At 51.9% G+C, this 14,342-nt stretch carries 14 protein-coding genes; 12 read left to right on the plus strand and 2 right to left on the minus strand.

Annotated elements, in window-relative coordinates; genetic code table 11:
* Positions 1 to 8: 8 nt before the first annotated feature.
* A complete protein-coding gene (gene ctlX / locus ACZ1HF_RS18985; protein ID WP_472659132.1) occupies positions 9 to 929 on the minus strand; it encodes a citrulline utilization hydrolase CtlX in 921 nt (306 codons plus the stop codon).
* Between the two features lie 197 nt (positions 930 to 1,126).
* Between ctlX and ACZ1HF_RS18990 the strand changes: the two genes are divergently transcribed.
* The 9 genes from ACZ1HF_RS18990 to ACZ1HF_RS19030 all read left to right on the plus strand — a co-directional run bounded on the left by ACZ1HF_RS18990 (position 1,127) and on the right by ACZ1HF_RS19030 (position 9,405).
* Complete coding sequence (locus tag ACZ1HF_RS18990) at positions 1,127 to 1,849, plus strand: ATP-binding cassette domain-containing protein (RefSeq protein ID WP_472659119.1); 723 nt, start codon at positions 1,127 to 1,129, stop codon at positions 1,847 to 1,849.
* A gap of 52 nt (positions 1,850 to 1,901) precedes the next feature.
* Positions 1,902 to 2,693: a transporter substrate-binding domain-containing protein gene (locus ACZ1HF_RS18995; RefSeq protein WP_472659133.1), complete on the plus strand. Its 792-nt coding sequence runs from the start codon at positions 1,902 to 1,904 to the stop codon at positions 2,691 to 2,693.
* 59 nt (positions 2,694 to 2,752) lie between these two features.
* A complete protein-coding gene (locus ACZ1HF_RS19000) occupies positions 2,753 to 3,433 on the plus strand; it encodes an ABC transporter permease subunit (RefSeq protein WP_472659134.1) in 681 nt (226 codons plus the stop codon).
* A gap of 9 nt (positions 3,434 to 3,442) precedes the next feature.
* Positions 3,443 to 4,123, plus strand: coding sequence for an ABC transporter permease (locus tag ACZ1HF_RS19005; protein WP_472659135.1), 681 nt, complete (start codon positions 3,443 to 3,445; stop codon positions 4,121 to 4,123).
* Between the two features lie 136 nt (positions 4,124 to 4,259).
* Positions 4,260 to 5,006, plus strand: coding sequence for an SDR family oxidoreductase (locus ACZ1HF_RS19010; protein ID WP_472659136.1), 747 nt, complete (start codon positions 4,260 to 4,262; stop codon positions 5,004 to 5,006).
* Positions 5,007 to 5,045: 39 nt separating this feature from the next.
* Entirely contained in the window at positions 5,046 to 5,768 is a 723-nt protein-coding gene (locus ACZ1HF_RS19015) for an SDR family NAD(P)-dependent oxidoreductase (RefSeq protein WP_472659137.1), read from the plus strand.
* A 60-nt stretch (positions 5,769 to 5,828) separates the two neighbouring features.
* Positions 5,829 to 7,265, plus strand: coding sequence for a sulfatase family protein (locus tag ACZ1HF_RS19020; protein WP_472659138.1), 1,437 nt, complete (start codon positions 5,829 to 5,831; stop codon positions 7,263 to 7,265).
* A 126-nt stretch (positions 7,266 to 7,391) separates the two neighbouring features.
* Complete coding sequence (locus ACZ1HF_RS19025; RefSeq protein ID WP_472659246.1) at positions 7,392 to 8,246, plus strand: formylglycine-generating enzyme family protein; 855 nt, start codon at positions 7,392 to 7,394, stop codon at positions 8,244 to 8,246.
* A gap of 85 nt (positions 8,247 to 8,331) precedes the next feature.
* On the plus strand, positions 8,332 to 9,405 hold the full coding sequence (locus ACZ1HF_RS19030; protein ID WP_472659139.1) for an NAD(P)/FAD-dependent oxidoreductase: 1,074 nt from the start codon (positions 8,332 to 8,334) through the stop codon (positions 9,403 to 9,405).
* 171 nt (positions 9,406 to 9,576) lie between these two features.
* On the opposite strand, the gene ACZ1HF_RS19035 is transcribed toward ACZ1HF_RS19030, so the two are convergent.
* Entirely contained in the window at positions 9,577 to 10,401 is an 825-nt protein-coding gene (locus ACZ1HF_RS19035; RefSeq protein WP_472659140.1) for a GntR family transcriptional regulator, read from the minus strand.
* Between the two features lie 336 nt (positions 10,402 to 10,737).
* Between ACZ1HF_RS19035 and ACZ1HF_RS19040 the strand changes: the two genes are divergently transcribed.
* From ACZ1HF_RS19040 to ACZ1HF_RS19050, 3 genes are all read left to right on the plus strand, one after another.
* The gene (locus tag ACZ1HF_RS19040; protein ID WP_472659141.1) at positions 10,738 to 11,766 is read left to right on the plus strand and encodes an SIS domain-containing protein; all 1,029 of its coding nucleotides are present in this window, start codon (positions 10,738 to 10,740) and stop codon (positions 11,764 to 11,766) included.
* 2 nt (positions 11,767 to 11,768) lie between these two features.
* Positions 11,769 to 12,620, plus strand: a complete 852-nt coding sequence (locus tag ACZ1HF_RS19045) for a PfkB family carbohydrate kinase (protein WP_472659142.1) — start codon at positions 11,769 to 11,771, stop codon at positions 12,618 to 12,620.
* A gap of 83 nt (positions 12,621 to 12,703) precedes the next feature.
* Positions 12,704 to 14,314: an ABC transporter substrate-binding protein gene (locus ACZ1HF_RS19050; RefSeq protein WP_472659143.1), complete on the plus strand. Its 1,611-nt coding sequence runs from the start codon at positions 12,704 to 12,706 to the stop codon at positions 14,312 to 14,314.
* Positions 14,315 to 14,342 lie beyond the last annotated feature (28 nt).

A 14,342-nucleotide genomic window follows, 5' to 3' on the forward strand; every position in this document is an offset into this window, starting at 1 on the left:
CTGGTCAATTAGCGTTTTGAAAGATGAATGCCCGCCATCATGCAGCGGACAGAGCCGCCGGCGGTTTCAATTGTTGGGATGGAAATTGGGAGAAGCATAGCGCTCTTCTCGATGCGCGACTTCTGATCGTCTGTAAGACTGTCGACACCGCGCGTTGAAATTGCGAGATATCTCTTCGAACCTGCCGTCAGCTCCATGGCGTTACCCGCGAATTCGTCGATTTGAGCTTCACTTAGCTCGATCACGTCACGACCGCTTTCCTTGAGACGATCGACAACGGCTGCGCGACGCTCCGCATCGACCATCATTTCGGTAGAGACGAGAGCAAAGCTGGTGCCAACGGCCATTATGACATTGGTATGGTAAACCGCCTTGTCATCTCTATTGGCCGCTTTGAACGCCATAGGTTCAAAATTAAAGTTGGTGCAGAACCGCTCAAGAATGATTGGATCAGCGCGGTTGGACTCTGCTGTGTAGGCGACACGCTCAATGTGATCGAGCACCATCGCGCCAGTGCCTTCCAGAGCTAAATCGTCCTGTTCCAAGCCAGAATAATCGATGACATCCTGAACACGGTAGTTTCGTTTTAGAAACTCGATCACGTCCCACCGGCGCTCAAGGCGTCGGTTTTCAGTGAACATCGGATACACGGCGATGTGCCCGCCAGTGTGTGTGGAGAACCAGTTATTGGGGAAAACAGAGTCCGGCGTTTGCCGTTCACCATGATCTTCAAAGGTATGGACAACGATCCCGGCTGCCTCGAGCTTGTTAACTGCGGCATCGAATTCGGTGAGCGCGGAAATAGCCTCCCGCCCAGTCACAGAACCACTACAGGTTTGAAATGAGTTATCCTCGGCGGTCTGTGGATTTGCGGTAAATTTGTGGGGCCTGATCATCACCACTGCGGCAGGTGCCTGTTGTGTCGACATAGAATTCTCCTCGTCAAAAGTCCCGTGTCGGGCTGTTCATGCGCAGTTAGCTAGTTTCGCTGCTCATCTTTTTTGGGCAGGGCGCTTGACTCTGGTTCGCGCTTCTCGCTAACATTGGTATACTATACCAGTCAGAAGGTAAAGATGTGAAGACACCGATCTTAGACGTACGTGATATTGAGAAGTCATTTGGGAGCGTGAAGGTCCTCAAGGGGATCAGCATTGAGGCTCAGGCTGGCGATGTTGTTTCGATCCTTGGTGCTTCCGGCTCCGGGAAGAGCACCTTTTTGCGGTGCATCAATTTACTTGAGATGCCCGAAGCGGGCGAGATCAATGTCTCAGGCGAAAAGATCAAGATATCGAGAGATCGGCACGGCAGGGGAACGGTCGAAGACAAGCGTCAGGTCGAAAGGCTTCGTTCGCAACTCTCGATGGTGTTTCAGTCGTTCAACCTCTGGGCCCATTTGACGATCAGAGAGAATATTATGCTGGCGCCTATCAAGGTGTTGGGCAAGTCGAAGGCTGAAGCCGGTGAGCTTGCCGACAGTTTAATGGAGCGTGTTGGCGTTTACGCACGCAAAGACGCTTATCCAACGCATATTTCGGGCGGCCAGCAGCAACGCGCTGCGATCGCAAGGGCGTTGGCAATGGAACCCCAAGCTCTGCTTTTCGATGAGCCTACATCGTCGCTCGACCCTGAACTGGTCGGCGAAGTGCTCAAGGTCATGCGGGAGCTGGCTGAGGAAGGCCGGACCATGTTGGTCGTCACACATGAAATGGCATTTGCCCGCGATGTGAGCGACCAGGTTGTCTTTCTTCATGATGGCGAAATCTCGCAATCCGGACCGCCGAAGGAAATGTTTTCCAAACGGCCCAAGGGTGAAAAATGGGGTGAGTTTTTGGCGCATGCCAGAAACTGAGCAAGCAAGAAACGTCTAAACCAACATCAGGATCCACAAGGAGGACTACCCAATGAAAAAACTACTCGCAGCAACACTCGGTGTCGCCGCCATGCTTGGAGCGGCATCGTTCACAGCCACTTCGGCTTTCGCAGAAGAGCAACTGAAAATCCGCTGGGGCACAAGCCCCGGCTACGAACCCTTCATTTACAAGAAGCCCGATGGTTCGTTGACTGGTTTCGATTTCGAAATCGGAGAAGCTCTGTGTGCAGAAATGAACGCTGAATGCACTTGGGTTGAACAAGCTTGGGACGGTATCATTCCAGCCCTGCAAGCCAACAACTTTGACGCCATTCTTGGCTCCATGTCGATTACGCCGAAACGTCAAGAAGTCATCGACTTCACGGTGAAGTATAAGCAGGGCGTGAGCCAATTCGTGGGCGCTGAAGGCGCAGAATTCAACGATGCGCGAGGCGAGATGAAGGGTGTGAAGGTCGGCGTACAAGCTGGTACGACGCAGCATGACTATCTCAAAGCCTACTATCCCGAAGCGGACATCAAGACCTATCCATCGCAAGATGAAGTGTGGCTTGATCTGAAAGCTGGTCGGATCGATGCGACTTTCGTTGGCTTTTTGTTGGCCAAAAAAGTGCTGGAAACTGACAAGGGTGCGGGACTGGCCTTGTTTGGCGAAACTCACGAAGATCCCAAAATCTTTGGTGAAGGCGACGGCATCGGCGTTCGTAAAGGCGAGGAAGAGCTTCGCGATCGCATCAGCGCTGCAATCCAGGCAATCTATGCCAATGGTGAGTATCAGAAGATCAACGCTCGTTACTTCGATATTGATATCTACGGCGAAAAGTAAGTTGGTTGGTGGCGGCCGCAAGGCCGCCACCGTTCTAACACTCCTAAGGACATGCCTTAATGATTGACAATGTCATCGCGTTTCTACCGCTTCTAGCCAAGGGCGCTTGGATTACGATTGCGCTGAGTTTGGCCTCGGTATTGATGTCGATCGTCTTTGGATTTTTGGGAGCTGCTGCGAAACTCAGCGACAGCGCAATCTTACGCGGATTGGGTTCGACTTACACGACGGTTGTAAGAGGACTTCCTGAGCTCGTCCTTATGCTCATTATTTTCTTTGGCGGCCAAATTCTGGTCAATAAAATTGGTCCCGCAACCGGGCTTTATGAGCGAATTGAGATCAACCAGTTTTTTGCAGGGTCTGTGGCTATCGGATTTATTTTTGGTTCATACATGGCCGAAGCATTCCGAGGGGCATATCTTTCAATACCAAGAGGCCAGATTGAAGCAGCAAAAGCATTTGGTATGCGTCCGCGCACCTGGCTTGTCGAAATTGTCTGGCCACAGTTTGTCCCGTTGGTTCTTCCAAATTTCACAAACAATTGGTTAGTTCTTATGAAGACGACCGCGGTCGTATCAATTATCGGTCTGCAAGACCTGACCTATATGGCTCAACAAGCTGGAAAATCAACAGCTGAACCATTCATTTTCTTGTTTGTTGCGTTTCTCGTCTATCTATTAATTACAATCGTTTCTGACCTCGGACTACGCGTCCTCGAGCGTCGTTATCAGCGCGCGTAGGGTCTGAACATGAATTTTGACATTATCATCGAATTCCTGCCCAACTTTTTCGAAGGCCTCTGGATCACAATCATAATCTGTTCAGTATCTCTTGTCACGGGAAGCGTGCTTGCACTGCCGTTGGCGCTGGTGCGGGTCTACAATGTCCCCGTCTTAAGCCCGTTCTCTCGTGGGTATTCCTATGTTCTTCGTGGTACGCCACTTCTGGTACAGATTTATCTTCTCTACTACGGCCTCGCCCAATTTGACTGGGTACGGGAAGGTTGGCTCTGGTTCTTCCTCAAGGACGCTCTGACTTGCTTGCTGTTCGGGTTTACGTTGAACCTAGCAGCTTACCTCAGCGAGATCATCCGCGGCGCTCTTCAATCCATTCCAAAAGGTGAAATCGAAGCAGCGCGCGCTTACGGGATGTCTGAGACAAAGGTCGTCTTGAATGTAACCCTTCCTGGTGCTTTGCGACGAGTTATTCCTCCACTGTCCAACCAGGTAATCTTCCTTGTGCACAGCAGTGCGATTGCGAGCCTTATTGCCGTGACCGACATCCTCGGCGCCGGCCGCGAGTTGAACCAGTCATACTATGTAGCCCTTGAAGGCTTTATCACAGCAGGCTTCTTTTATCTCGTGTTGATCATGGCCCTATCAGCGATCTTTCGTTTCTTGGAGAACCGGTACGCAGGATTCTTGCGCTAAGGCTGGAAGCGGGACTGGCGTGACTGCAAGCGCACCTTGAAACAATCAAGGAGGTGCCACGCATGGCCAGCCAGACAGAATGCAAAATTGACGCTCGTACAGCTGAGCGAACAACACAAATAAAAAGGAAAATGACATGAAGTTGGAAAATAAAGTAGCGATCATCACTGGTGCAGGCCGCGGTTTCGGCAAAGCAACGGCTTTGGCATTTGCCCGTGAGGGGGCTGACATTGTTCTTGCCTCGCCAGACACAGCCGAAATTGAAGCCGTCGCCGAAGAAATTAAGTCACTTGGTCGTGATGCGCTCGCCGTCACAACTGACGTATCGAAAAAAGCTCAAGTCGATGCAATGGCCAAGGCCGCCTACGACAAGTTTGGCAAGGTTGATATTCTCGTCAACAATGGCGGCGTCGCCGTCCATGGCCCGATTCCGAGCATCAAGGAAGAAGACTGGGACTGGGTGCATGCTGTCAATCTAAAAGGCACGCTGCTCTGCACACAAGCTGTTTTCAGCAAAATGTGTGATCAAAAATCGGGCCATATCGTCAACATCGCCTCGACTTCGGGCAAGACTGGGTACGCTAAGTTTGGCACGTATAGTGCGTCAAAATTCGGCGTCATGAGCCTGACGGAAACAACTGATAGCGAAGGTATTGAGCATGGCGTCAAAGCGACTGCAATTTGTCCGGGTGCGGGCGATACCAACCAACGATCTCAAAATCACGTCGACGACACATCCAAGCTGCTCCAGCCTGAAGATGTTGCCAACCTCATTACATTCATTGTCACGCAGCCTGCACGGGTCTCCATTGGCGAGGTCGTTATCAAGCCGCAATTTATGAAAGTTGTTCCGGGTGCCGCCAACCTTAAGCCAGGCATCTAACGATGTTTTGCAACAGACCGGCGCTTAGATGGGGTAGGCATGGGAGCTAATCAACAAAATAGACCTGTAGTTCTTATTTCCGGCGCCGATGGTGGGATTGGTACTGCGATAGTCGATGAGCTTCGTTCTCATGGCTATCGCGTTAGCCTGGGTGTCTTAGACCTTGCCGATGCCGAGCGCCGTTTTGGTCCTGCAAGCGAAATGTTGATGTTCGCACAGTTTGACGCATTTGAACCAGCGTCAGCTGAGAACTGGGTTAGATCGACCCATCAGAGCTTTGGACAAATTGATGGGCTTGTTAATGCGATAGGGTGGGGCACCCGTGTCACAATCCTGGACGACAATGACGACGGACTCGACAAAATGTTCCAAGTCAATGTGAAGGCACCGCTGCGATTGACGAGATTGTGCCTTCCACATCTGCAAGCTTGCGGCCGCGGCAGAGTGGTCAACATCGTGTCACTTGCAGGAAAACGCATCAAGAATGCGGCTGTTGGTTATGCAATTTCGAAATACGCTCTCATGGCCGTTACCCATGCAACCAAGACACATGGTTGGGAACACGGCGTTCGCGCGACAGCGATCTGTCCAGGCTGGGTCAAAACTTCCATGAGCGCGAGCTCTCCGACCTGTCAGATTGAGCCAGAGGACATGACGCAGCCGGAAACGATTGCGCAACTTGTTCGGACAGCGATTGAGTTACCAAACAATGCGGCAATGGCTGAGATGCTGGTCAATTGTGAGTTCGAAGATGTGTTCTAAGTCGCGAGCGGCACCAAGTGAAAAAGTGGAAATCAAAAACAAACACATCCGAGAGAGTACATGAGCAAGAAACCAAATATCGTCTTCATCATCACTGACCAGCAACGCATCGATACGATTGCGGCGAATGGCTTTGATCATATGATTACGCCCAATCTCGACAAACTGGTTCGCCGGGGTGCAGTTTTTGAGAACATGTATGTCGCTGCCCCCGTTTGCGCACCATCGCGCGCCGCGCTGTTCAGCGGGACCTATCCGCACACGAACGGCGTTTTTCGCAACGATGAGCCGTGGGCCTACTGTTGGGTGGAAGAGCTGGCCCAGGCCGGTTATCGATGTGTCAACGTCGGGAAGATGCACACGATGCCGATCGAAGGTTCCTTTGGGTTTCATGAACGCCACGTTGTTGAGAACAAGGACAGGGACAGTCCGGGGTTGCCATTCTATCTCGATAATTGGGATAAGGCGCTGCACGCCCGCAAGGCTTACAAACCGAGCCGTCATAACTACTATAATGAGCTACCTGACTACAATGAAAGCCTTGGCGCTTTCATCTGGGAGCAGGACGAAGATCTTCATCCCGACGTGTTTGTCGGTGAGACAGCGTGCTGGTGGCTCGAGCGGTATCCCGAGGACGAACCCTTCTTCCTGCAGGTCGGGTTTCCTGGTCCGCATCCGCCCTATGATCCGACGCAAGACTACGCGGATATGTACAAGGGCAAGGAACTCCCCAAGGCGATCCGCGACTACGACTTGGATTCACAACCCAAGCCGCTGCGCGAACTCAGGCAAAATCATATTGAGCGGAAGCATGATGCCGTTGTTCATCTCGCAGATCCGACCAACGAACAGCTTCAGCGCCAGAGAGAATATTACTATGCCAATGTGACGATGATTGATGCGCAGGTTGGTGAGATTGTTGACCGCCTCGAGAAGCGCGGTGTGCTGGACAATACGGTCATCATCTTCACATCCGATCATGGCGACTGCTTGAACGATCACGGCCATTCGCAGAAATGGAACATGTTTGAGCAGAGTGTTCATGTGCCAGCAGTGGTTTGCTGGCCAGGAAAGATTGAAGCTGGCAAGCGGTGTGAGCAACTCGTTTCACTGATTGATCTGGGTCCGACCGTTCTGGAAATGGCTGGTCTTAATGTCCCTGATTGGATGGAGGCAAAATCTCTGTTTGATATCCTCTTCGAGGAAGATGACGTAGAGCGTCCGCGTGTCTTTGCAGAAGCGGCAAATGACGGCATCCTGAAGGGCACGGAGTTCATGACCATGATCCGGCAGGGCTCTTTTAAGCTTGTTCATTTTGTCGACAGCGACGAAGGGCAATTGTTCAATCTGGATCAGGATCCCGGAGAGCGGCACAATCTTTGGGATGATCCGGAACAAGCTGAAACTAAGAATAAGCTCATCGATGAAATCCTTGTATGGCGCATCGAAAGCTCGAGCAAAACACAAGGCTTCATCAGCATGCTCGCGAAGAGGTAGTAGTACCTTTCTCAAGATCATGTGTAGCTTGCAGGGGCGGACACATAGAGCCCGAGGACATGTAACCTTCGGATCAATTCCGGAAGATGGATACAAATTGAAAGCTTAGGTGACGAATTGACCGATATGGTTCTGATGAATGGAGGCGAGTTTACAATGGGGTCAGTTCGCCATTACCGCGAAGAGGCTCCCTTGAAGCTGGTCTCTGTTGAACCATTTTACATTGATCAATACGCGGTCACCAACCGAGAGTTTCAAGCATTCGTCGACGCAACCAACTATGTCACGAATGCGGAAAAGCCACTGCTGGATGATCATGGCCAAGAATTGTCGCCCCCTGGGTCCCTCGTGTTTCAGATGGCGCAAGGCCCTGTTTCACTCAAGGACATAAACAACTGGTGGTCACTCATTGAAGGAGCATGTTGGCATCAACCAGAAGGCCCCGACTCCGACATCTGCGAACGCTGGGACCACCCGGTTGTGCACATTTCTTTCTTTGACGCAGTCGCGTTTGCGTCTTGGTCCGGAAAGCAGCTTCCAACTGAAGCTGAATGGGAGTGTGCCGCGCGCTCTGGCACCGAAACCGACTTCCCTTGGGGCGCAGAGTTATATGAAGGTGGCGAGGTACATGCGAACACGTGGATTGGGCAATTCCCATGGAAACATGAGCGCTTGACTGGTCCTCCTTTCACAATGCCAGTTGGCTCGTTTCGACCTTCAGAAAATGGGCTCTATGATACCATCGGCAACGTTTGGGAATGGACTTGTAGTCGCTTCGTTGGTCACGGCCAAATTCACAGAGCATGCTGCCCACAACAGACAAAATCTGATCAAGAACACCCCAAAGTGCTAAAAGGTGGCTCGCACTTATGCGCGCCAAGTTATTGTCAACGATACCGGCCAACGGCTCGATCCCCGCAAGATCCGTCGTCTTCAGCAAGCCACATCGGTTTTCGTTGTATCGGTAGGTTTCAAACATAATGATCAATTTGCGCAGCCTGCAAGCGGCAAGGCCACAGCGTGTGCCTCAGGTTGAAGTAGCGTGGTGTAGTTAGAGAGCTTAGAAATGAAAACACTTATCATCGGTGCGGGCATTATTGGGGCATCAGTTGCCTATCACCTTGCGAAACGAGGTGCCGATGTCACTCTCATAGACATGGCTAAGCCTGCAGCGGGAGCTACAAGTCAAAGTTTTTCATGGATCAACGCGAATTATGCCGCCACCTCTGAGTATTTTGATTTGCGCATGGCAGGAATTGCTGCGTATTCCGAGCTGCAGGCTGAGATCAAAGACCATTTTGGCTTCGTCAGCAATGGTTCGCTCTACTATGGGGTTGATGACAACCAGCTTTTTGAGATGTACGAACAATTGCGACACAGGAAGTATCCAGTAGAGTTAATCGACCAAAACCGGTTCATGGAACTTGAACCAAATGTGGCCGAGCCACCCCAGCGTTGTCTTTACTGCCCGATAGAGGGATCTCTTGATCCTGTATTGGCAACGAACGTTCTACTGAAACACGCTGCATTGCTGGGCTCCAAAGTGCTTTCTGGATGCGAATTGGTCGATTTTCTTTACGAAGGTGAGGAAGTAGTTGGCGCTCGAACAACCTTTGGTGACTTCTCTTCAGATGTTGTGATTGTCGCTGCTGGAACAGCGTCAGGAGAAATCCTATCAAAAGCGGGATCTCATTTACCAATGGAGAACGGGAAGGGTGTTCTCGTACACACTCATCCAGTCAAGCGATGTCTATCACATTTGGTGATGGGGCATGGTATACATGTCCGCCAAACACAGGATGGCAGCTTGATCGCAGGTGAAAAGTTTAGCGGCGGTGCAGATCCCAACGATCCCGTAGCCTTAGCATCAATAATCTCGCAACGGCTGCATGAGTTACTCCCTTCGATACCTCAACTATCAGTCAGCCAGATCGTCACTGGTACCAGGCCCATGCCTTCTGATGGTTTCCCTGCAGTTGGCTTTCTTGAGAGCACGAAAAGCCTGTACGTTCTATCTACTCATAGTGGAATTACACTCGCACCGATTCTGGGCCAACTGGCTGCTGAAGAGATTGTTTTCGGCCGTCGAGAGGAGATGCTGTCGTCGTTCAGTCCAACGCGGTTCATAAAAAACGACTAGCGCCATCTGCGAAGTAGAGGCGAATACTGGAACCTGAGCCGCTGTCACCGTGGAGGTTCGGTTGCTCGCCAAGCCGTGAGTGCAGGACAACCGGGTCAGCGTGAGACGCACGCGGAGAAAGCGCAAGAACACGGGGCAACTTTCCTTCCAGCTTCACCCGTTTGTCTTCAACTATTTGACCGTGAACATCACGCGTTTGGGATGGTTTAGAGATGTTAGATATTCGATTGGTTTACCGGACGTATCTGACGTGACCGAATTCACGACAAGCGCAGCTTCGCCTGTTTTCATGTTGAGAAGACCCGCATCTTTTGAACCAATTGTAGCTGAATGGATTGTTGCCTGGGAGGTTCCTATTTCGATGCCGTAGCGATCATGCAACAACGAATAAAAGGATGTGTTACCAAGAACGTCGTCTGCAGCAAGATCTGGAACAAGACGGCAGGGGATCCAGGTCGTCTCAAGACAAAAAGGAAGATCGGTGACGGTTCTAAGCCGCTTGATCGCGAAGAGCGGCTCACCAACCTCCACACTCAATTTCTCCGAAAGACGTAGACCAGCAAGGTTTTCCTCGAAGAAGAGCAGCTTGCCACCTGGTTCTCCACCGCACTCGTGAACGATCTCAGAAATAGAGTGTGACAGTTCTGAACGAGAGATTGGTCGACGTACCACTGGGGCAGGAATATATGTGCCGCTTGTACCTTTTTTCTCCAAAATCCCCAATTCGAGCAGGTTATCGAGCGCGCGGCGCACTGTGGCGCGATGGACACCGCAGCGTTCTGCCAACTCTCGTTCCGAAGGAATGCGATCCCCGGCCACGTAGTTTTTTCGCTCGATTAGATCGAGAATACTTTGCTGTGTTTGCTCATAGACAAACGGTGTTGAGTTTTCATCTGTGCGCACGATTTGATCCACTTCCCTGAACTCAACTAACTGGTAGTCCGCGCATCCTGAATTCGCAACTTTTTGCGATTGCATCTGTCCAATTTTACTCAAGATTCCAACCTCTAGATACCAATCCGGTGAGCAATTCTTAGAATGTTACGGATTTGAACCCGGCGTCTCCGATGCTTTTTGACCTTAATGGCGAGTCCACGGCGACAACCAGCATAGGTTTATCATTGTTTGATTGGAGCAGTTCGCCGGGTTCTTGGCCCCAAGGTGACCGTCTGGTCGTTGTTGAGTGCTTTGTGCTGCCCATAACCGATCCCATTATTTTCCGAACCAAAGACCGGGCCTCTCCGTGGTGTTGTTTTTTTCTGCCGGCAAGTTGACTCCGTTATGTATACCAAATAATAATTGGTACACAAACCGGAAAAGAGGAACGTGCCCATGGACGCGCTGGTCGACAGCAATGAAACTGAAGATGCCCTGAAGGGTGCGGCTAGCGTCGTCGAAGAAGCGGCGGCCTTGGCTCACAAGCTGGCCGATGGGATTGATCGTGTCTTTTTCGTTGCCTGCGGCGCTCCCAACCGCTCCATGCTGGCGCTGCAATATTGGATCGAGCACTACAGCGGGTCCCTCGAGGTGCGGCGCTACTTCCCGGCTGAATTCATGACGCAGGTGCCACCTCGGCTCGATGAGCGCACGCTTGTCATCATGGGCTCAAAATCAGGCACAACGAAAGAGACAGTCGAAGCTGCGCAGTTCCTGAAAGACTATCCGGTCATCACTGTGGGTTTTGCTACTACAGCCGACAAACCGCTTGCCAAAGCGGTTCAGCATTCCATCCTGACCGGTGAGGCAGAGCGAGACATCGTTGGTCTTCCGCATACGTCGATGGCGATAGCGATGATGGGCTTCATGGGGGGGCTGCTTGCGGCCAAGGACGGATGGCCTCTCGAAGAAAAGCTCCTATCATCTCTTAAGGCGCTTCCAAAAGCAGCCGCGGTAGCTAAGTCTGGCAATGAATCCCGTGCAGCTGCTGAGGCCAAAGAACTTCAGGATGACCAGGTCATCTATCATATCGCTTCAGGCCCAATGTTCTGTACTGCCTACGTCTTTGGCGTGTGTACGTTGATGGAAATGCAATGGCTCAACAGCACACCGCTGGAGTCGGCCGAGTTTTTTCATGGACCCTTCGAGGTGGTCGATGAAACGGTCCCGCTCTTTCTTCTTTTGGGCGAAGATCCAAGCCGTCCGCTGATGGAGCGCGCTGTCACCTTTTGTAAGAAGTACGGCAGGCGGCTTGTCATTTACGATTCTAAGGATTTCGAGATGCCGGGTATTGATCCGGAAATTCGTCCGATTGTCGCACCGTACATCGTTGGCGTTGCGCTGGACCGTATAGGCGAACATCTCGCCGACCTGCACGATCATCCGCTCGAAACCCGTCGCTACATGTGGAAGGTGGAGTACTAAGAATGCCAAGTGTGCTCGGCCTCGGCGACAACACCATTGACATTTACGTCGATCGCGGGTTGCAGTTTCCGGGCGGCAATTCCTTGAACTTTGCGATTTATGCGGCGCGTCTTGGCGCCACCGCTCACTACATGGGCTGCATCGGTGATGACGTATTTGGGGCGCAGATCGAGGCTGCTCTTAACGCAGAGAACGTTCCCGCTCCGCGCCTCCGAAAGACAGCTCGAGAAACATCGTGGTCGCGCGTCCGCCACACCGACAATGACCGATGGTTCGACGGAAGCCATCTCTACAGCTCGGATGAATGTAAAATATATCTCGCTGATGAGGGTTATGTTGAAAAATTCGATTTGGTCCACATCGGCGTCAACAGTATGTTGGACGATCAGCTCGATACAATCGTGTCCATGAGTCGTCGTCTCTCCTACGATTTTTCTGACAAGTTTGATGAAACCTCCCTGAGTAAAATCGTGCCTCACCTTGAGGTTGCGGTTTTGTCTCAGGCAGGGGGCAGTCGGGACGAAGCAGTCAGTCTAGCGCGTTCGGTGGCCGAGCTTGGCGCAAGGCTAGTCATTATTACGCGTGGGTCGGCAGGGGCCATCTGTCTCGACCGTGGAGAAGTCTTCGAACAAGGCATATTTGATGTTGATGTCGTCGATACGCTGGGCGCGGGCGACGCGTTCATTGCCGCATTCTTGGTTGCCCACCTGGATGGAGATTCCACACTCAAAGCACTGGAGAAAGCCGCGAAATTCGCAGCTTCGGTCTGCCAGGAAGAAGGTGCCTTTGGGCATGGACGACCACTGACAGATCCAAAAACAGCAACGCGACCCAGAAACGAGGTGTGCGATTGAAAATCTGTCCGCTCAAAACGGACAACACAGGTTCTGCAGGCAGAACAAAGCGAGTCTAACTCAAACAGGGAGGAGCCCCAAAAATGGCTGCTTATTCGAAAAAGAAATCATGGCGATATCTCGCCGCAACGACTGCAGTGTCGTTTGCGCTGGTAGCATCTGCTGCGAGCGCTCAGGAGCAATATCTGCTCCATCCGGAAAACGCTCCGGGTGAAGACCAACGGGGCGGCAAAATCGTCGTCGGATTCCACATCCCGATGACCCATCCAATCGGCAATGTGGCTTCGGGTAACCGCAACACTCCGGGTGCGCAATTGAATGCGAGCTTGCTGCGATGGTCAGATGACTACGAGCCGGTGCCGTATCTCGCAACCACATGGAATTTCTCCGAAGATGGCAAGCAGTTCAACTTCGAACTGCACCCGGACGCGCGTTTCCATGATGGAGAAGACATCACATGCACCGACGTGGCCTTCAGCATCAAGACAAGCCAGGAAAATCACCCGTTCAAACCGATGTTTGCACCCGTCACCAGCGTTGATGGAGGAGACACGAAGAACTGCACGATCAATCTGTCTCAGCCGCATCCCGCGTTGTTGATGGCGCTGTCGCCAGGCCTTCTGCCAATCATTCCAGAGCACATCTACAATGACGGTCAGCCCATGGCCAATCATCCGCGCCTGACGCAGGATGTCATCGGCTCGGGACCGTTCAAGCTAGTCGAATGGGACGGCAAGGACATCGCGCGTTTCGTGAAGAACGAAGACTTTTTCATCGAGGGGCTACCGTATCTCGACGAGATCGTTATCGATATTGTGCCTGACAAGGCAACACTGACCCTTGGCATGGAAGCTGGTACTTATGACTTCGTCAGCAACTGGGCTGGTGACGACATCGCTGCCGCGCGCAACAATCCCAAAATCAACGTGATCGACAAGGGGTTCGAAGCCATCGGTGCGATCCCCTGGATCCAGCTCAATTTGCGCGACGAAGTGATCGGCGATGTCAAGGTGCGTCAGGCACTCGCTTATGGCTATGACTGGAAGCAGTACAATGAACTGTTTTTCGCTGGCCAGCACCGCAGGCAGTGCACTGGTATCCAGAGCCAGAGTCCGTTCTACAATCCCAATGCCGAGTGCTACGACCTCGATGTTGAGAAAGCCAAAGCACTTCTGGCAGAAGCCGGATATCCGGATGGTCTTCAATTGACCTTGATTACCCAGCCAGGCCTTTCTGCGGGTGCAGAAATTCTGCAGCAGCAATGGGCAAAGATAGGTGTTGACCTGAAGATCGATGTGAAGCCGGACGAGGTCTCGGTTCTCAAGGATATCACCAAGGAAAACTCCGACTACCAGATATCTTTGGTGGGCCTGTGGAATTGGGGGGATCCTGTTATCGGTGTAAACCGCAGCTACAACTGCGACAACCGCAAGGTGGGCGTCGCTTTCTCCAATATGAGCTGGTACTGCAACGAAGAAGTTGACTCTGTTCTAGAGCAAGCTGCGTTCGAAATTGACGTCGAAAAGCGCAAGGAACTCTATTTCAAAGCACAAGATATGATCAATGCAGACTTGCCGGTCATTCCTCTTGTCAACGTTGTCTGGTCTACTCGTGTTCGTCCGGGCGTACAAAACCCACCTGACGGTATCTGGGGGTTCATGGACTCATGGGCTGAACTCTGGGTTCAAAAGTGACCATCGATCCAAGCTGGAAATGAGAACC

The organism is Litoreibacter sp. GN1-5, from assembly GCF_055693805.1.